Annotated in this window: 13 protein-coding genes; 5 read left to right on the forward strand and 8 right to left on the reverse strand. The window is 41.9% G+C overall.

Annotation, left to right across the window (positions count from 1 at the left end):
• The first annotated feature begins 288 nt into the window (after nt 1–288).
• Both HXY43_RS17160 and HXY43_RS17165 read left to right on the forward strand, forming a co-directional pair.
• A complete protein-coding gene (locus HXY43_RS17160) occupies nt 289–1,773 on the forward strand; it encodes an alkaline phosphatase PhoX (RefSeq protein WP_290885115.1) in 1,485 nt (494 codons plus the stop codon).
• 68 nt (nt 1,774–1,841) lie between these two features.
• Entirely contained in the window at nt 1,842–2,132 is a 291-nt protein-coding gene (locus HXY43_RS17165) for an alkaline phosphatase D family protein (RefSeq protein ID WP_290885118.1), read from the forward strand.
• Nucleotides 2,133–2,287: 155 nt separating this feature from the next.
• Here the strand turns inward: HXY43_RS17165 and HXY43_RS17170 are convergent, their stop codons facing one another.
• Nucleotides 2,288–2,431, reverse strand: coding sequence for a hypothetical protein (locus HXY43_RS17170; RefSeq protein WP_290885120.1), 144 nt, complete (start codon nt 2,429–2,431; stop codon nt 2,288–2,290).
• 71 nt (nt 2,432–2,502) lie between these two features.
• The gene (fusA, locus tag HXY43_RS17175) at nt 2,503–4,548 is read right to left on the reverse strand and encodes an elongation factor G (protein WP_290885122.1); all 2,046 of its coding nucleotides are present in this window, start codon (nt 4,546–4,548) and stop codon (nt 2,503–2,505) included.
• A 121-nt stretch (nt 4,549–4,669) separates the two neighbouring features.
• Between fusA and HXY43_RS17180 the strand changes: the two genes are divergently transcribed.
• Together HXY43_RS17180 and HXY43_RS17185 are read left to right on the forward strand one after the other, a co-directional pair.
• On the forward strand, nt 4,670–5,131 hold the full coding sequence (locus HXY43_RS17180; protein ID WP_026731903.1) for a GNAT family N-acetyltransferase: 462 nt from the start codon (nt 4,670–4,672) through the stop codon (nt 5,129–5,131).
• A 419-nt stretch (nt 5,132–5,550) separates the two neighbouring features.
• Nucleotides 5,551–6,105, forward strand: a complete 555-nt coding sequence (locus tag HXY43_RS17185; RefSeq protein WP_026731902.1) for a hypothetical protein — start codon at nt 5,551–5,553, stop codon at nt 6,103–6,105.
• A 7-nt stretch (nt 6,106–6,112) separates the two neighbouring features.
• Here the strand turns inward: HXY43_RS17185 and HXY43_RS17190 are convergent, their stop codons facing one another.
• Together HXY43_RS17190 and pbpC are read right to left on the reverse strand one after the other, a co-directional pair.
• Nucleotides 6,113–6,277 carry a hypothetical protein gene (locus HXY43_RS17190; RefSeq protein WP_197036006.1) on the reverse strand — a complete coding sequence of 55 codons (165 nt, stop codon included), beginning with the start codon at nt 6,275–6,277 and terminating at the stop codon, nt 6,113–6,115.
• A 497-nt stretch (nt 6,278–6,774) separates the two neighbouring features.
• Nucleotides 6,775–9,141 carry a penicillin-binding protein 1C gene (gene pbpC, locus HXY43_RS17195; protein WP_290885126.1) on the reverse strand — a complete coding sequence of 789 codons (2,367 nt, stop codon included), beginning with the start codon at nt 9,139–9,141 and terminating at the stop codon, nt 6,775–6,777.
• A 399-nt stretch (nt 9,142–9,540) separates the two neighbouring features.
• Here pbpC and HXY43_RS17200 point away from each other — a divergent pair, with 399 nt between their 5' ends.
• A complete protein-coding gene (locus HXY43_RS17200) occupies nt 9,541–15,381 on the forward strand; it encodes an alpha-2-macroglobulin (protein WP_290885128.1) in 5,841 nt (1,946 codons plus the stop codon).
• 35 nt (nt 15,382–15,416) lie between these two features.
• On the opposite strand, the gene HXY43_RS17205 is transcribed toward HXY43_RS17200, so the two are convergent.
• The 4 genes from HXY43_RS17205 to HXY43_RS17220 form a co-directional block, all read right to left on the reverse strand.
• Nucleotides 15,417–16,622 (reverse strand): RNA-guided endonuclease TnpB family protein, encoded by a 1,206-nt coding sequence (locus tag HXY43_RS17205; RefSeq protein ID WP_290885130.1) that lies wholly within the window; start codon nt 16,620–16,622, stop codon nt 15,417–15,419.
• Between the two features lie 75 nt (nt 16,623–16,697).
• Entirely contained in the window at nt 16,698–16,835 is a 138-nt protein-coding gene (locus HXY43_RS17210) for a hypothetical protein (RefSeq protein WP_290885141.1), read from the reverse strand.
• 285 nt (nt 16,836–17,120) lie between these two features.
• Nucleotides 17,121–17,558, reverse strand: coding sequence for a CAAD domain-containing protein (locus HXY43_RS17215; protein WP_290885133.1), 438 nt, complete (start codon nt 17,556–17,558; stop codon nt 17,121–17,123).
• Between the two features lie 437 nt (nt 17,559–17,995).
• Nucleotides 17,996–19,132: a cob(I)yrinic acid a,c-diamide adenosyltransferase gene (locus HXY43_RS17220; protein ID WP_026732896.1), complete on the reverse strand. Its 1,137-nt coding sequence runs from the start codon at nt 19,130–19,132 to the stop codon at nt 17,996–17,998.
• Nucleotides 19,133–19,511: the final 379 nt, after the last annotated feature.

The raw sequence follows: 19,511 nt of genomic DNA on the forward strand, positions 1-19,511 counted from the left end.
TGGTTTTTGTAGTTTTTGTCGATGATATCTTCATTACAATCAACTATCTATCAGCTAAATCTGTTCCTATTAAGTATTCAATTAATACACGCGACATGATAACGCGCGTATAATTGTAATTTTAAAATATATAAAGAGATAAATCGTTAAAATAGCGCAAATAAAGCGTAAAATCAATAAAATTTTAAATAAATGCTTTTTATTTAACTGCCTCTTCACTTGGTGTTAACCCTAGATTGGTAGATTTTCACGGAGAAAGGTTTTGTAATTAACAGGATTAAGAGTTCAGTGGCTTTCTCCCGACGTAAATTTTTAACACTAGCTGGTGTATCGGCTGCTAGTGTGACGATGTTTTCTCCTCTAGAAGCTTTTTATGCAAGGGTTGCTCGTGGTCAGGTTACACAGGGCATTGGCTATGGTTCATTAGAACCTAAGCTGCCTGTGAATGCAGATGAACTCACGACCACTATCTATGGCGACTTAAGTAAAGAACCCATGTTGGCACTCCCACCCAGGTTCAACTATCGTGCGCTCTCAATTACCGGGCAACCAATGAGTGATGGTAATCTAGTTCCAGCTGACCATGATGGTATGGCAGCTTTCCCTGGCCCCAAAAACACTATTATATTGGTTCGGAACCACGAGCTAGACCCGGATGAAAAGGAGTTTAAGAATACCAGTTATGGAGTAATTGCACCATCTGATAAGAAGTACAACCAAATCAATGCGGGTGGTACTACTACTCTTGTATTAGGATCTAATCGTCAGGTAATCAGACACTTTGCCTCTCTAGCTGGCACAATTCGTAACTGCGCTGGTGGCCCAACTCCTTGGAGAAGTTGGATCAGCTGTGAAGAAACTTTCAACAAGGGCGATTTAGGTGTTGTGCGGCACGGCTATAATTTTGAAGTTCCTGCTAAAGCAGCAATAGGTTTGGCAGATCCCATACCTCTCAAAGCAATGGGACGCTTCAGCCATGAGGCGATCGCAGTAGATCCAAAGACTGGCTACATTTACGAAACAGAGGATCGTGGAGATAGTTGTTTTTATCGTTTCGTTCCTGCTGTAGGCAAAGTGAGTAAGCCTGGACAATTAGCCCAAGGCGGAACCCTCTACGCCTTAAAAATTCGAGATCGACCGACACTGAATACTTCAAATAATCCCAATAACCCTGGCGCTTCTGTTGGGTTAGTTCCTGTTGGTATGCCAATGTCTGTGGAGTGGGTCAAGATTGATAATGTTGATCCTGACGAGGAAAACAAAGAGAAGGGGCTGGGAGTCCGGTACGAAGCTCAATCCAAGGGTGCAGCAATCTTCTTCCGGGGTGAAGGAGTCTGGTATGGTAACGGTTTGATTTATTTCACCGCCACTCAGGGAGGCCCGCCTGCTGTAGATGGTACGCGAGGTAACGGTCAAGTTTGGGTTTATGACCCAATGGCAGAGACAATTACGTTACTGATTGAGGCGGAACCTAGCGGAGAACTACTAGATGAACCCGACAACATTACCGTAGCTCCCTTTGGAGACCTGTTTTTGTGCGAAGACGGTGGCGGAGAGCAATATGTTGTGGGCGTTAACCGGGAAGGTGAAGTATATCAGTTTGCCAAGAATATTATCTTCGCAAATAGCTCTGACCCCACTATCAAAGACCAATTAGCTGACAATGAATTCGCTGGTGCTTGCTTCTCACCAGACGGTAGAACACTCTTTGTAAATATTCAGACCCCCGGTATCACGTTTGCTATCTGGGGTCCTTGGGAACGTCGTGGCTAAATGTCTAGCTTGCTGAAGCAGAGGGCGAGAGTTTATTCCTAATTTGCTTTGTTGACGCGAAAGAGAGCTTGTTTGAATGGCTCAAACAGAACTTAAAGGCTTCCCAAGCAACTTGGAAGGTAATTTCGTCTCACGATCCTCTGTCTATTGTTACGGGGGGAACTAGCGATCGCGATGCCTGGGGTCAAGGTTTGCCAGAAGTTTTGGGTCGTGAAGTCCAGTTGAGCAAATTACTCAAATTTATTAAAGATGAAGGGATCAAGAATATTGTTGTGATTACGGCAGATGTACACTATCCCGCCGCCATCTCCTATGAACCTGAACGGGCAGTTTTTCAAGACTTCAATCCTTCCCAATGAATTAGATCCCAGTTTTGGCTCTAAGTATGAATTTATCTCAGCTCCAGGAAGTGAAACACCACAACTTCCCCAAAATTCACCACCTCCCAATTTCCATTCTTTTGGTTCAGCAGAGGTAAATCGTCAAGGTCAGTTGACAGTAAGAATTCACGATATTACTGGAAAGGTCTTGTATGAAAAGGTGCTAGAGCCAGAAAAATAGGAATAAAATATCCTCCACCTGTTAACTGAGGGAAGCTACCATTTCCCTCAGTTTTTCTTGCGTCTTCAATTAAGGCGATCGCTTCACCAATCTTCACTTTTTTTAACGCAGAGGCACGCAGAGGTTAGCGCAGAGGGGCGCGGAGTTATGTACTTGGGGGCTGGGATGTCATCGCACATCACCGAGTAGATTTTCTGGTAAGGGTCGATATTCTGCAAACTCCATTGAAAAAGTCGCCATGCCTTGAGAAAGCGATCGCAATTCTGTAGAATAGCCAAACATCTCTGCTAAGGGTACTTCTGCTCTAATTACTACGTCATTGTCTCTGGTTTGTGAACCCAGCAACAAGGCACGACGCGATAACAACTTTCCTTGGATGCGTCCCAAAAATTGGCTTGGTGTCTCTACTTCCAACAACATCATCGGTTCGAGTAGCGTTGGTTTTGCTTGGGCAAATGCTTCTTCAAAGCCTTGTCTGGCTGCAACTCGAAAGGCTATCTCTGAAGAATCAATAGGATGATGAGAACCGCCTTTAAGAATTACTTTCACTCCAATAATTGGATAACCTTTCAGCCATCCGGTTTTGAGTGCATCTCGAAATCCTTGTTCGCAGGCGGGAATAAACTGAGTGGGAATCGCACCCCCGACTACCCGGTTCTCAAATACAAACGATTCTTCACAGGGTTCTAGGCGACCGATCACATGAGCATATTGTCCTGCACCGCCGGTTTGTTTCTTGAAGGTGTAATCAAAATTTGCAGGCTGGGCGATCGTTTCGCGATAAGCAACGGCGGGTGCACCGACATAAACCTCGGCGTGGTATTCTCTTTTCATCCGCTCTAAGTAGATTTCCAGATGCAATTCACCCATGCCCGACATCAGGGTTTTGTGCGATTCTGGATCGGTGCTGACGTGCAAGGTGGGATCTTCTCGAACAAAACGGTGCAAAGCCTTGGAAATACGATCTATATCTTCTTGGCTTTTGGGAGTAATGGCGATCGTCATGACTGGTTCCGGTACAAATATTCCTTCCAGGGAAAGGTTCGTGCCTACAGAACAAAGGGTATCACCAGAGGCACAGTCAACCCCGATTAATCCAACAATATCGCCAGCTGTTGCAGATTCTACTTCTTGACGCTTATCTACCTCAATTCTGGCTAGTCGATTCACACGCACCTGTTTTTTTGTGCGGCTATTGTAAAGGCGATCGCCGCTTTTGAGAGTACCTGAATACAGACGAGTGTAAGTCAGCGTCCCAAACTCACTATCAATTAGTTTGAAAGCAAATGCTACCACAGGAGCGGCAGGATCGGGATAAATTTTTACTTCTTTTTCTGTGGAGACATCTGTAGCAGTAACGACTTGCCTTTCGAGAGGCGAGGGTAAATATAGGGCGATCGCATCCAGTAAATTTTGCACGCCCTTATTTTTAAACGCCGAACCCATCAACACTGGCGTAAATTCCAAGTTCAAAGTTCCCTGACGAATCGTATCCCAAATCATTTGTGCGGGTACTTCTTCGCCGCTGAGTAACTTTGTCATCATCTCTTCCGAGTGGATAGATATTTGATCGAGAAGCTTTTCTCGTGAGGAAAGTGCTTGCGCCTGTAATTCTGCTGGAATGGGCTTTTTAACTCGTTGTTCCCCATTTTTACCCTCAAAGTAGTTTGCACTCATCTCAATTAAATCAATGACTCCTTCAAACCGATCCTCCAAGCCAATGGGATATTGCAATACTACGGGGTTGAGTAATAATTTTTCCTGGAGTGCTTCTACCACTCGAAATGGATTTGCACCAACTCGATCCAGTTTATTAATAAAAGCGATACGCGGCACGCCATAGCGCTTCATTTGCCTGTCTACTGTGTAGGTTTGGGACTGCACCCCTGCAACCCCATCCAGTACCATGATTGCCCCATCCAGTACACGCAGCGATCGCTCTACTTCAATCGTAAAGTCCACATGACCAGGGGTGTCAATGAGGTTGATTTGTGTATCATTCCAAAAGCAGGTGATTGCAGCTGAGGTGATGGTAATACCCTTTTCACGCTCTAGTTCCATGTAATCCATTGTTGCACCATCACCATCACCGCCCACTTCCTCCATCTTGTGGATTTTGCCCGTATAAAACAGAATCCGTTCAGAAAGGGTGGTTTTTCCGGCATCGATGTGAGCAGAAATGCCGATATTACGAATGTTGCTGCGGGGAATCATGGTATTTGCTCCTACCAAGTTAGAGAGCAATTAATCTGCCTAAGTTCTCAAAATTTTAAGCTTTATTAGAGATGGAAGCACCATAATTAATATTTAGATACTTTCAGCATGAAGAAATGTTATGAACATCAGAATATTCCATAACAATGATACCCAAGAAATCATGCAATTGTTTTATGACACTGTTCACAATATTAATATTCGAGATTATACCCAAGAACAAGTAGATGCATGGGCACCTGAAGATATGGATTATCAAAGGTGGAATCAAAACTTGCATTCCAAAATGACTTATGTAGCTGAAATTGATAGGAAAATAGTTGGGTTTGCTCAACTAGAAACGAATGGACATATAGATTGTTTTTATTGCCATCAGGATTTTCAAGGGATGGGGGTAGGCAGTCAGCTTTTAAATACGATCGAGACGAAAGCCAAAGAATTGGGAATCAAAAGGTTATTTACGGAAGCAAGTATCACTGCCAAAGGATTTTTTGAGCGCAGAGGATTTCAAGTAATCAAGCAACAAGAGGTTGAGCTACGGGGAATGAAGTTTATTAATTATTGTATGGATAAGGAAATATAAATTAACTGAATCTGGCAGTGTTCAACAGTAGGCTTAACAGTGAGATAAACATAAAAACGCTACTTTGTCCTATACTTTTTTAATTAATTTGTTAGAAAATAGAGATAAGAGAAAATAAGAGGTCAGGCAGAAAAGCAACCTCTGCTTTCTTGAGCAAATAAACGCCTCAAAAAGCTCTAACGAGCAGCAAAGGGAGGTGTAGATAATGCATGATATTCTTGTATCTAATAGTAGTATTTACTTAATTGTCAAAATTACTGTACTGATTTTGGTGTTGTGCATATGGTTAGCTACCACAGCAGCACCAGTCTATTAAGAAAATGTTATTTGTTGTTAGTTGTTTGTTGTCTGGAATAGATAAAAATTAACAAATGACCAATGACAAAAATTCTGACCTCCCAGAGGATGGAGGTGAGATCATGCTAACTACAAGCAAGATTTCTGGGTTGATTGTGGTCTTTGCAGCTTTATTAGGGATGTTAACTAATGTTGCAGCTCAATCAACATCAATACCAGTCAACAAAAAAGCAAAAACTCAGACAGCGATCGCAACTTTAGCAGATGGTAAATATCAGTTTTGCAGTCAACCCGATCCGAAGGACTGGCGAGATGGGGCTGGAGTTTGTCTAAACTTCACCAAAGTAGATAGTCGCATTGATGGGTATTATGGTTATCCTCACTCCGATAGTTTTGTCTGTCTCAGGGGTGAGGTTAATGGTAATCTTATTACAGGTGAAGCTCTAACGATATCATCGACTGAAAATGAGTTGAGTGAAATTCCTAAATCTGAATGGAAATGGGATTCAGAGGGACGGTTGAAACTAGGTCAAGGAAGTATCATTCGTAGCTTAAATGATGAATGGGGTCGCACTGATTGGATTGTTTTCTCCAACGCTGCATTGAATATTGATGGACTATATCAATATGGTCGTCCTCGCATGACGCCCCCATCACAACTTTGTGAGTGGAATTAAATGCCAATTAACTGGCGTGCGACCAGTCGCTGAGTACCTCGCATTCCTGCTTTTTCGGCTGGCGTTGGCGCACAGGTTTTAAAGGAGTGCCAATATCCACATTACGAAAAGAATTTTTCTTTTTAGTAGATTTGCGTTCTTGGTTGGTTAAGGTTGTTTGTGTAGCAGTCATTCTACTCACCTCAATGTTATAAATAAAACAATGAATTATATCAAATTAATCGTATAGTCAATAGTACAAGCTTAGTTCAGCGAACACATCTGTCTTAAAGATGGATATTTAACCGGAAATCATATTATTTGATATGACAGAATAATTATGCCAAGAGATATGGATTCATTGATGATTTAGTCCTCATCCTCAATCTATATCAACACCAGATAAATTACTGTTTCCGGAAAAACGATAAAGAAAACTTTAATTTGTATGATGCATGACACTATTGATTTTACTAAATGTAGCGAAGTATAAAGCACCATATTTCATCTTTTGTTGCTAATTATCATTTATGAAGTTTTAAGCTGTTGCGCTTACATATTGCACTTTTTTCGTTAAGACCGTCATTTGTCCTTTGTCAAAAGCTAATGGCCAATGACCAATGACTAATGACTAATGACTAATGACGACCCTCACGAGCAATTTTGCAATTTTAAGGCGTTACACCTTAATTATTGTGAAGATGGCTGCAACACCGGAGAATTGACAACAGAAAACCCTCTACGTGTAGGTTTTTTGCTAGCTAATTCAACTTGAAAATTAACGCGATCGCTTTTCTGGCTACTTCTTACTTCCAAAGTCCAGTTACCAGGTCGTAAAGTCCAAAATAAAGAATTAGCTGAGTTTGTAGCAAGCTTTTCACCATTCAACCACCACTCTACAATCTCAGATGATGTTCCTGTTAATTTAAATTCCAATTTTTGCTGGGCTTCTTCGCCGGGATACAGCAAAAATAAATCACCATTGTGAGGAGATAATATCTTCAGTTGGCTAGAACCAAAACTAGATTGCCCCTGCTTTGCCAACCATTCATCATACTCTGACAATAAATTGAAATTATTTTGACTTTCATAGGCGTTGATATCTTTTGTGTAGAGATATTCTTGTACCACAGAAGCACAATCTGGTGTTGGTTTTAACCCAGAGATAGCACAAATAGGTAGCTGTACCATTCCTTCTGGGGGCGAAAAAGCAGCTGGTTGGCGATGCTCGTGTAGGTGTAACATAATCCGATTCCACAATGGTGCTGCCCCTGTCACTCCAGACACCTGCCGCATCGGATCGCCATCAAAATTGCCTACCCAGGTAGCAACGGTGTAATCGGTAGTAAAGCCAACCGTCCAGGTATCGCGAAAATTAGAAGAAGTACCAGTCTTTACAGCGGCTGAGAAGGGCAACTTTAGAACTGAGTCTACACCAAAAGCTGTGGCACGGGCATGATTGTCACTTAGTATATCGGCGATCAATTGCCACGTGGTGTGCTTGGGTAAGGGGGATGGGAGAAGAGGGAAGGAGGGATGGGGAATGGTAGTTACTAATGGAGTGGGTTCTCCTTGACGTGCCATAGTGACATAAGCCTTAGCTAATTCCCAAAGGCTGACTTCGCCGCTACCTAAAGTCAACCCCAGTCCATAGTATTCTGCTGATTTATCGAGATGTGCAAACCCCAATTCGTGGAGACGATCCAGAAAAGTTTGCACGCCTACCTTTTCTAACACCCTTACTGCGGGAACATTCAGCGAATTCGCCAACGCCACCCGCACCCGCACAGGCCCGAGAAAACTTTTGGTATAATCTGTAGGGCTGTAAAGTTTTGCGCCTGGAATTGCGTAGTGTGCAGGCACGTCTGCCAAAATCGTATTCGGGCGAATCACACCTTTTTCCAAAGCTAGTTCGTACAAAAATGGCTTGAGGGTAGATCCTGGTTGACGTAGCGCTTGAACTCCATCATTACGCCCCAACTTTGCTTCATTAAAATAATCAGGCGAACCAACATAAGCCAAAACTTCCCCAGTGTGGTTGTTAATTACCAAAGCAGCTGCATGATGAACGTTATTAGCAGCTAGGGAGGAAAGTACTTGCTGTACTTGCGCTTCTACAAATTTTTGCAAAGGACGGTTTATAGTGGTGCGGATGGAAGAGGAACGATCCCCCCAACCCCCCTTTTTAAGGGGGGTTGGGGGGATCTCCATTTGACTCGCTAACCAAAACAAAAAGTGTGGTGCGGCAATAATTTCCTTTTGGCGAGACTGAAACGAAATTTCTTCTGCGTATGCGCGTTCTGCCATTGAGCGAGTAATGTACCCATCTTGTACCATACGATTGAGGACGTATTTTTGTCGTTGCTTTAAGCGTTCCCAATGTTGAAGCGGGTCAAAGTAAGTGGGATTATTGGGGATAGCAGCTAAAAGACTAGCTTGGGCAAGATTCAATTCACTTGCTGGTGTGGAAAAATAGGTACGGGCAGCAGCTTCTACACCATAAACATTCCCACCCATTGGCAAACGATTAATATAGGCAGAGAGAATTTCATCTTTATTCATTCCAGCTGCTAACCGCCAAGATAGCCAAATTTCGGCTATTTTCCCCGACAGGTTGCGGGGAACTGGGTATAACATCCGTGCTAGCTGCATGGTAATTGTAGAAGCACCGGAAACTATTCTTTTAGCGTGAATTGCATCTTTAAGTGCGCGGGCGGCGGCTTTTAGATCTAGCGCTCCGTGATGGTAAAATCTGCTATCTTCGGCAGATAGAATGGCATGGAGAAACTGGGGAGAAACTTGATTTAGTGGTACTACTGCTGTATGCTCTTGGTCACGGGTAAGTATTGTTCCTAAGGGTAGCCCATTGCGATCGCTAAATTCCAATGCCAACTGTGATTGGGCAATATCTGCGGCATGGATGGGAGTAAAATACGGCAGTAAACGCACCAAAAAGCAAACCAACAGCAAAGCCAGGATAGTTTTGCTGGTTTTGCGATTCAACTGATGCCAAACTTTCTGCTTAATTTGGATAAGCCATCTTTTCGCTAGTTTCATCAGCGAATCCTCTCCCCAGGAAAATTTACCTTAATTTTTGCGTTGTGATTATAGTTGTATCAAGTAAAGTTTCTAAGTTTTAATAACTGGCCCTGTCAAGGTGGGTAAAAAACGAACCACTATCTTAGTAGAGAAGACAATTTTCCTCTTTGTGTCTTAGTGTCTTTGTGTTTCAATCATTCTTTTTTCACCACCAAGACACTAAGACACCAAGAAAAATCCATTCTTTGTTTTTACCCTGTGGAAGGCTGCTATAAGTCTAATCCATCTTTGTGGCTTATTAATTATTTTAAAAACTAAATAATACTTAATTCTTAAAACTTATAAAAATTTTGTGGCACAAACAGACTTATTTAGTGTATCAATGTAAATCATTATATAGTTAAGGTCATGCTCAGCATGGTCATAAAATTTTTGATAAAGTTCCTGCTAGTCCTCACAGTTGTAACAGGAATAGCAGGCTGTAATATAGTTGGTATCGGTTCAGGAAAAGGAAGACTACCAGAAGTTTCTTCACTATCTTTACCACAGTTACCAGACTGGATTGAACAAATAAGTCCGATAGGAGAAGCTGCACCTGTTAACCAAATTCGCATCCGCTTTAAAGAGGCTTTAATTCCTGTTGAGAGTCTGGACAGTCCCGAACAGCAGAAACTTTTACAGAGATTTGCACTTGAGCCACCTTTACCCGGTCACTTTCGGTTTTTAACACCGCGTATGGTAGGATTTCAAGCTGAGCGATCGCTACCAAAAGCGACACGATTTAAAGTTACTCTAAAAGCAGGCTTAGCAGATTTAGAAAATCATCATCTTAACCAAGATTTGGCTTGGACTTTTAACACCGAACCTATCAAACTGACTAATTTACCTGGTAAGAATCCTGTTGAAAATTCAGAAGCTGAACCAATCGATTTGCAACCAACGTTGCAAGTCACTTCTAATGTAGAATTAGATTTAGCTTCAGTTCAAGAGCATTTACAGCTAATTCCAGAAGGTAAAAACAAGGGTGTGCGCTTTAAAGTGGAATTAGCAAAAGCAGAGAAACCCACAGAAAGTCAAGACCCTTTAGAAAAATTTGACCCATCAGCACAGAATTGGATTTATAACCTTATTCCCCAAAAAAGTTTAGAAAAAGCTACCAATTATCGCTTAGAATTTTCTCCAGGACTACGACCAGCTTATGGCAATTTAGCTAGTGATAAAGCGTTTGTTAGTAAGGTGAGTACTTACGCACCTTTGGCATTTAAGGGTGTTCAATATTATGGACAGCCAGATGCGGGAGGTGCTTACGGTAGATTTGTGAAAGGTAGTCCTCAGCTAGAGTTCAATAACGGCTTAGTAGCAGATTCAGCTATTGAAAATATTAAAATTAATCCCGAACCAAAATCGATCCCGCGAATTATCCAAGTCAATGACAAAGATAAGATTGTCAGTATTAATCCTTATGCGTTAGAACCAACGACTAATTATACAATTACTATCGGCGGTAATCTTAAAGACCAGTTTGGACAAACTTTAGGTAAGCCAGTCACAGTGAAGTATGACACCGGAGATTTAGCAGGAGATATCTGGGTTCCTGAAGGTTTAAATATTTTCCCTGCTGGTCAAAATTTGCAGTTAAATATTTCTACTGTTAATTTACCAGAAGCGAAATATAAAGCTGCTTATCGAGTAGTACAACCTACAGATTTAGTATATTTCAATTCTGCTTATCCTAAAGGAGAAGGGAAGGAGTTATTACCTAAAGCATCTGAGTGGCAAAGTTTCAAAGTAGCAGCTAAAAAAAATCAGTCTGTTGAGATAGCTGTGCCTTTACGAGAAAAGCTAAATTCCCAAACAGGAATGCTAGCTTATGGAGTGCAGGCACGTACTAATAAATATCAGGAAAATAGTAAAGAACGATGGCGAGAACCTACGACTTATGGTTTAGTTCAACTAACTAATTTGGGTGTATTTTCCCAGTGGTTTCCTGATTCAGGTTTAATAAGAGTACATCATTTAGCTGATGGTTCACCAGTCAAAGCTGCTGATATCCAAATTTACGAATCAAAATTAGAGGCAAAATCTCGTCCTCAACCTGTACCTTGTGCATCTGGTAAAACAGATGAAAATGGCACTCTCAGGCTAAAGCGTGAAGATTTGCGTCTATGTTTTGCTGGTAAGCAACTTTTTGAAATAGCACCGCAATTGTTAGTAATTGCTCGTGAAAATCAAGATTGGGCATTTGCTCGCACAGAAGAATATAGCGGTGCTTATGGCTATGGTATTGATGCAGACTGGAACGATGGTAAATCAGTATCGCGTGGAGTAATATTTTCTGATAGACAACTATATCAACCAGGTGAGAAGGCTTGGTTAACTGGTTTTGCTGACTACTTGCAAAATAGTACAATCCAGCAAGATAAAAATTCTGATTACCAATTAACTTTGGTAAATTCAGATGGACAAAAAACAGACTTAGGCACTAAAACAACGAATGAATTTGGCACGTTTTCTGTAGAGTTACCTATCAAGAAAACTCAACCTTTAGGCTACTACACAGTTCAAGCGAAGGGTAAGAATGGTCAAGAAATTTCTGGAGAGTTTCGAGTGGCTGAATTTAAGCCACCTAATTTTAAAGTCGAACTTTCCTTAGATAAAGAATTTGCCCTTATCAATGAAAAAGTTGAGGCTAACGCTACCAGTAATTATTTATTTGGTTCACCTGTAGAAGGAGGGAAAGTAAAATATTTCGTAACTCGTCAGCAGACTAATTTTATTCCCAAAGGCTGGGAGGAGTTTTCTTTTGGCAGACAGTGGTTATGGCCAGAAGAACCCCCTTCTGTAACTAGCGATGTTCTGCAAACGAATACTCAACTGGATGCTAGTGGTAACAGCAGACAAACTGTGACTGTAGCAAAAGATTTACCCTATCCGATGACTTATCGTATAGATGTTGAGGTTGCAGATGTTTCTAATCTGTCTGTGGCTAATTCTAAAACTTTTACCGCCTTGCCGAGTAATCGTCTCATCGGGTTAAAAAGTAATTTTGTTGCTGAAGCTGGCAAAGCTTTTCCAATTGAAGTTATCGTAACTGATCCTACAGGAAAACCACTATCAGGCCAACGGGTACGTCTGGAACTGCAACAAATGAAATACAGTAGTGTGACGCAGATAGTGGAAGGTAGCCAGACACCGAAAAATCAAGTTGAGTACAAGACGGTAGGACAAACAGAAGTTACATCTAGTAGCAGTTCTCAATCTATTAGTTTGACACCAACTGAGTCGGGTTCATACCGTATTCGAGCTAATTTTAGCGATAATTGTAGAGACGTTACATGTAACGTCTCTACAGCCACAGATTTACAAATTTGGGCAACAGGAGAAAATCCTGTATATTGGGGTTCACAAGAACGCATTAGCGATAGCGGCGCGTCAGCGCTTCGCCTAGAAGTTAAACTAGATAAAAAAGAGTTCAAACCAGGTGAAACTGCTACAGCTTTAATTCAATCTCCCTATCCTGAAGGCGAGTTGTACTTTGCTGTTATCAAAGACAAACCCCTCTATCAACAAATTACTAAGGTGAAGGGAGGCGCACCGCAAATTCAGTTTCAAGTTACACCAGAGATGTTACCAAATGCAGCCATACAAGCTGTGTTGGTAAGACAGGGTGTTCCTCTCAACCAAGTGGAACCAGGAAGTGTAGATAAGTTGGTAAAAATTGGCTTTGCACCTTTTAAAGTGAACTTGGAAGATAAATATTTAAAAGTGCAAGTCACTCCAGTGCAAGCATCACTCGAACCTGGTGCAGAGGAAACGGTACTACTGGAACTCAAGGATAACCAAGGAAACCCCAGCAAAGGACAATTTACAGTCATGGTGGTGAATGAGGCGGTGCTACAGCTTTCTGGCTATCGTCCCCCAGACTTGGTGAACACAGTTTATGCAGAACAGGCGATCGCCACCCGTTTCAGCGATAATAGACCACAGGTAGTGGTACAACAAGAATCTATAAAAAAACCCAAAGGTTGGGGATATGGCGGTGGCTTATCTGCTGCTGCGGCAAATACCCGCATCCGCAAAGATTTTCAAGCTTTAGCTTACTATAATGGCTCTGTGCTTACAGATAATAATGGTAAAGCGCAAATTACCTTTAAACTACCAGATGACTTAACCACATGGCGGGTAATGGCTGTAGCCACCGATGGAAATCTGCGGTTTGGCAACGGTGAAGGAACTTTTATCACCACTAAGCCGCTGTTAACTAACGCCATACTGCCACAATTTGCCCGTCCTGGCGATCGCTTCCAAGCTGGTTTATCGGTAACTAACAATACTGGCAAAACAGGGACTCTCAATATTAATGGTGAACTCAGCGGTAAAGTGCAGTTTGCAAAGGGTAAACCCGGTTGTAGAGACGTTGCATGCAACGTCTCTACTACTGGTGCTTATCGCTTTCCAATGATTGCAGGTAGTGTGGGAGAAGGTAAGATTCGCTTTACCACTCAGCTAAATAATACTGCTGCCGATGCTTTTGAAGTACCTTTGGAAATTAAGCCACTGGAAATTACAGAACAAGTTGTGGAGACGGGTACGATCCCCCCAACCCTCCTTAGAAAGGGGGGTAATAATATACTTTCCCCCCTTTCCAAGGGGGGATTAAGGGGGGATCAAACAAAGATTCCCCTGAATGTCGAGAAAAATACAATCCTCCAAGAGGGTGGTTTAGATATTCAGCTAGCGAGTACCCTGATACCGGAAATTAAAGCACCAGCACAGGAAGTTTGGCAGGATGATGATTTGCCTTTTGCGGAACCTGCGGCGAGTCAGTTGCTGATTGCTGCGAATCTGCAAACTTTGTCAGAAAAATACGGTCAGACTTTTGCAGAATTTAATCCTACCAAACGTGCCTCCCAAGCAATCGAGCAATTGCAAAAACTCCAACTTGCCGATGGTGGTTTTGCTGCTTTCCCTGGACAAGAAAAATCCGATCCTTGGGTTTCTGCTTATGCAGCGGAATCTTTAGCGAAAGCACGTCAGGTATTTCCTGATTTTATAGATGCTGGAATGGTGTCTCGTTTGAAAGGATATTTGCAGAAAATCTTAGCGAACCCCGGACAGTATGAGTATTGCAAACAGCAACCGTGTAAAAGCCAGATGCAACTCAACGCCTTGATAGCTTTGGCAGAATTGGGAGACAAGCGCAATACTTTCCTTGCTGATATTTATCAACAGCGCAAGGCTTTTGATATAGTGACGCAGATTAAACTAGCGCGGTATTTATCCCAGTTTCCAGAATGGCAGGATGAATCTCAAGAACTGTTGAAGCAACTACAACAATATATATATGAAACTGGTCGCACCGCAGTTGTAAGTTTACCCCGTAGCTGGGGATGGATGAATTCACCTACGACAGCGCAAGCACAAGCATTACGCTTGTTTATTTCCCAGCAGGGTAAACCGGAAGTTATCGATAGGTTATTGCAAAGTCTTTTAGCACTGCGACGGGATGGCACATGGCAAACGAGCTATGATAATGCTCAAGCACTAACTGCTTTGGTGGAATACACCCAACTGCAATCCACACCACCAAATTTTGTAGCCACAGTGCAATTAGCTGGTAAGAAACTGGGAGAAGCTAAGTTTGCAGGCTACCGCAATCCTAGTGTAGAGATAAAAGTGCCGATGGATAAATTACCCCGTGGGCGTCATGATTTGCAACTGCAAAAATCCAGTCAAGGCACTTTGCATTATTTAATCGCTTATCGCTATCGCTTGCCAGGAAATCAACCTGGTAGGTATAACGGTTTACGGGTGACGCGGGAAATTCGCAGTCTGAATGAAGAAAAAGTGCTGCAAAAAACGGGTCTTTACGCCTTGGATAAGCCATTAACTTTAGAAACAGGTCAAGTTTTTGACATTGGTTTAGAAGTCATTGCCGACCATCCTGTGGAACATGTGGCGATCGCAGATCCGCTACCAGCAGGATTTGAAGCAGTGGATGAAAGCTTTCAAACAGCTACATCTGCTTTACAAGCACCAACTGACAGTTGGGAACTTGGGTTTAGAACAATATATCGCGATCGCATTGTCGCTTACGCAGACCACCTTGAACCAGGGGTCTACAGCCTTCATTACTTAGTACGTTCTGTGACTCCCGGTACATATCGCTATCCCGGTGCGGAAGTACACCTGCAATATGCGCCAGAAGAATTTGGGCGTGCGGCTGAGTCTACACTAGTATTGGAGGAGCGTAATTGACAACTCCCCGCCGTAGAACGGCGGAGATTCTTCCTTCACCCAACATTGCCTCTAAAAGCAGTGCCTTTAGATGGTCTTACACGTTGTCCAGAAGCGGTAGCGAGATGCCCTCCCGCCACGCCAGTTGCTCTACGACGGAGACCGTCAAGACCGGACTGGCTCAAAATTCGTAAACCTTCATCTCTAATTGAGCAAGCTGCATTGATATCTCTATCGTGCTTAGTGTGGCAGTTTTCACAAGTCCAAAATCTTACATCAAGCGGTAAACTCCTAACTTGATTGAGGCAAACATGACAGGTTTTTGAACTAGGGAAAAACCTATCAACTTCAATATATGTTTTACCTTGCCATTCTGCCTTATATTTCAACATGGTGCAGAATTGACCCCATCCAGCGTCACTAATAGATTTGGCTAGATTGTGGTTTTTGACCATGTTTTTAACTGCCAGATTTTCTACTACTACGACTTGGTTTTCGTCAACTAATTTACGACTTAGTTTGTGTAGAAAATCTTCACGACATCTAGTAATTTTGCTGTGAACCTTAGCAACCTTAATCCGTGCTTTATTGCGATTGTTAGCTCCTTTCTGCTTGCGGCTAAGTTGTTTTTGTTTTTTGGCTAATTTGATTTCGTATTTGCGGTAGTATTTGGGGTTGCCATGCTTAGTACCATCAGATGTAATAGCGTAATGGTTAATCCCCATATCTATGCCAATAGCTTTACCTTCTGACGTTGAGGTAGGCTTATCCTTGCCGTCATCGTAAAGACAAGCAGCATAGTATTCACTCCTATGAGTCAGTGAAACAGTGACAGACTTTAACTTACCTTCAGGTAATCGAGATACTTTACAATAGACTTTACCTAGTTTTGGTAGTGTTAGGTTTTCACCATCTAGCTTTATCCCTTGCGGAAAACGAATAGATTGCTTTTGTCCTTTCTTTTTGAAGTTTGGGTATTTCGCTCGTTTTTCAAAGAAGTTCAAAAACGCACTAGACAAATCTAAGGCTACTTGTTGCAAGCATTGGGAAGGAGGTTCTGTTAGCCATTCATGTTCTTTTTTCAAAGAAGGTAACAGGTTGATGATGTCATTACGACTTAACCCTTTACCTGTCGCTTTGTAAGTTTCGCTAGTTAAGTTAAGCGCATGATTGTAAAACCAACGTACACATCCAAACGACTTAGCAAGCAATATTGCTTGCTCACCAGTCGGATAGATTCTGTACTTGTAGGCTTTTAACACTGTGCTTACCAAACTATATCTACTATGGTAAACTAAAGGCATACAAAAGTAAAGTCGCCCTAGAAGGGCGAGGTTTTAAACCCATTTTTCTGATAATTCTCCTTCTCTTTCTTTACGCGCTGCGGTTTCCGCAGGGATGATATGGCGATCGTATTCATCTACCCGAGCGCGTTCGGATGAATCCACTGCTTTTTTAAACGCTTCATTAGTCATAATATTATCTTCCCCTTCAACAATCTGTTTTGATTTATTCATTCTGAGAAACATATTAAGTTGTTTGTTAATATCAAACTAACTATCTTAAGAGGTGTTTAAATTGCAAATTAATTTTTTCTCTACCTGAAGATATATATATTTTTTGATATTTAAATCAAATTTTTAGATGATTAATTCTGATAAATTAGGGTGCGTTAAAGACTATTGGCATAACGCACCCTAATTGAGATGGAAAACTAATAATTCATAATTAATCTATAACTAATAATTATGAATTACTAACTATGAATTCTTCAAAAATTCCTTTTTGAGTGATTCAATTTCTGTAGCTAATTCTTGGCGAGTTGATGCCAGGATGAGATAGCGAAAAGTAAACCAGGTCGTGTAACCAATTCCAATCAAAATAAACAGTGGTTCTGCAAGCGGAATATCGTTGATTGCATCCAGTATTGCTAGGATTACCCTTACTGCAATAATTGCCGCTAAAACCCAAAGTAGACTGATGATAGGTTGCTTGTATGCATCCCAAAATTTATTGAAGTATTCGGGCAAATTTGCTAAAAAGTAGGATGTTTGTCTGCCAATTTTTTGCCATTGGCTCTCAGTTTCTGTAGCTGGCGGAAGCTTTGGTAGGTTTTCAGTATCTGCTCCCTCAATTGCTGACACAGTTTCTGGCGAAGGGATATTGTCGTATTGGGTTTGCTGTATTTCGCTGTTCATAGGTTTTTTGTGTATTGCGATCGCAATTTAAGTTGCGTGAAACAGTCTCATCTGAACGGATAATATTCATGACAGCAGTATTGCTTAATCATATTTCTACAGGTTAAGTTCGAATGTTCATCAAACGTTCGACGTAAATTTTTTATATACCTTAAGAATTATTGAATTAAATGCAGCAATGTGCATTAGTCAATAGACTAATGACCATTGACTCAATACCTTTCGGTTAAGGGGGAAAGGGAAAAGGGAAAGGGATGGATATTTACCCCTTTCCCCTTACCCTTTAACATGCATCCCAGCCATAACTCTAGATCAAAGAAAGCCGCTTTATCACTAGCCTCATCCATACCAACTTTAACATGCATCCCAGCCATAACTCTAGATCAAAGGTGCTAATCCGAAAAGTATTGACCATTGACTATTGACTATTGACTAATTTAAAAATCTACTCCACGCTTAAGTTCTACGCCTTGATTGGCATAGTGCTTGTGGCAGTAAACTTCAGAGTGAACGCTAGCCAAGTCAAAGTATGCAGGTTGATTTTGGCAGCGACCTGTGATGATAATTTCGGTGTGCCGGGGTTTGCGGAGTAAAGCTTGGACAATTGGTTCTACAGGCAGCAATTCCAAATCAACGGTGGGATTGAGTTCATCAAGGATAATAGTTTTGTAAAGTCCAGAAGCGATCGCAGTTTTAGCGATTTCCCAACCTCGTTCGGCTTCGACGTAGTCTAATTCTTGGCGGGAGTTACGCCAAACAATCGCATCTCGGCCGCAGCGTTGGTGATCCACTACATCTGGGTATGACTGCTGTAAAGCTGCTAGGGCTGCATCTTCGGTGTAGCCAGTACCACCTTTGAGCCACTGCATAATCAATACACGGGTAGAACCGGGATGATTAATTCCTCGACCGATGGCTTGTAAGGCCTTACCTAAAGCGCTGGTAGACTTGCCTTTGCCAGCACCTGTATAAATTTCAATACCTTCTATGAAAAGTGCTGTTGCGGTTGGATGATGATGAGGTTTCATCTCCGAGTGCAAATCTGCAATATCAAGCAATTGTTGGGGCGCAGCGCGTCCGGTGGCAATAATTTCTAACTCTTCTGGTTTGGATTTGAGCGTTCGCACCACCTCATCCACCGACAACAAACCCAAATCCAAGACTGGGTTAATTTCATCTAAGACTACAACCGAATATAAACCAGAAGCGATCGCACCTTTTGCCACATCCCAACCCCGCGCAGCTTCAGCTCGGTCAAAAGGTGTAATTTCATCTGGGCCAAAAAATTCTGCTCTACCAGTGCGAACTTGGTCAATTAAATGAGGGAATCCCCGCTGAAGGGCAGCAATTGCTCCATCTTCATCATAATCTCGTTCTGGCCCTTTTAAAAATCGCAGCAGCAAGACGCGGTTGGAATTGCTCGGTGTATTGATCCCTAAGCCGATTGAACGCAAAACTACTCCTAAAGCAGCTTGGGATTTACCTTTGCCTGCACCATCGTAAACGTGAATTTGCCCTGTGACCCGTTGTTGACGCACTTGCGCTGTGCGAATACCGATGCCGTTCCTTGTCATCTTACCAAAAGCTGTAAGTAGCAGTCTTTAATCTTACCCAAGGTTTTGTGCAAGGGGTAAGGGGAAAGGTTAAAAACAATTGAGAACCTTTGCCCTTTAACTTTTAACCTTTTTCCCAACCGTAGATGCAACAGTCGTTTCCAGAGGTAGGTTGTTTCCTCGGTTGAGAAGCAAGGGAATACACAAACAAAAAAATTCTCAACATATAGTAACCCACATTCCGCACCCTGGGGTGTCACATAGCATAATCACTGAAATTTTTCTTGTTTTTCAGCTATAAAATATACTTTTTAATCGTTCTTTCTCAGTTGATTCAAGGAGTTAAAGTATATGAAATAGCTTTATCTCCTTCTAAAAAACAGTAAAAACCGATTGTGAC

Source organism: Fischerella sp. (assembly GCF_013388695.1).
GTDB lineage: Bacteria > Cyanobacteriota > Cyanobacteriia > Cyanobacteriales > Nostocaceae > PCC9605.

Bases quoted from the DNA above. Each gene is read 5' to 3' on its own strand.
- fusA (WP_290885122.1), bottom strand. From the start codon at position 4,548: ATGATTCCCCGCAGCAACATTCGTAATATCGGCATTTCTGCTCACATC.
- HXY43_RS17180 (WP_026731903.1), top strand. From the start codon at position 4,670: ATGAACATCAGAATATTCCATAACAATGATACCCAAGAAATCATGCAA.
- HXY43_RS17185 (WP_026731902.1), top strand. From the start codon at position 5,551: ATGCTAACTACAAGCAAGATTTCTGGGTTGATTGTGGTCTTTGCAGCT.
- HXY43_RS17190 (WP_197036006.1), bottom strand. From the start codon at position 6,277: ATGACTGCTACACAAACAACCTTAACCAACCAAGAACGCAAATCTACT.
- pbpC (WP_290885126.1), bottom strand. From the start codon at position 9,141: ATGAAACTAGCGAAAAGATGGCTTATCCAAATTAAGCAGAAAGTTTGG.
- HXY43_RS17200 (WP_290885128.1), top strand. From the start codon at position 9,541: ATGGTCATAAAATTTTTGATAAAGTTCCTGCTAGTCCTCACAGTTGTA.
- HXY43_RS17210 (WP_290885141.1), bottom strand. From the start codon at position 16,835: ATGACTAATGAAGCGTTTAAAAAAGCAGTGGATTCATCCGAACGCGCT.
- HXY43_RS17215 (WP_290885133.1), bottom strand. From the start codon at position 17,558: ATGAACAGCGAAATACAGCAAACCCAATACGACAATATCCCTTCGCCA.
- HXY43_RS17220 (WP_026732896.1), bottom strand. From the start codon at position 19,132: ATGACAAGGAACGGCATCGGTATTCGCACAGCGCAAGTGCGTCAACAA.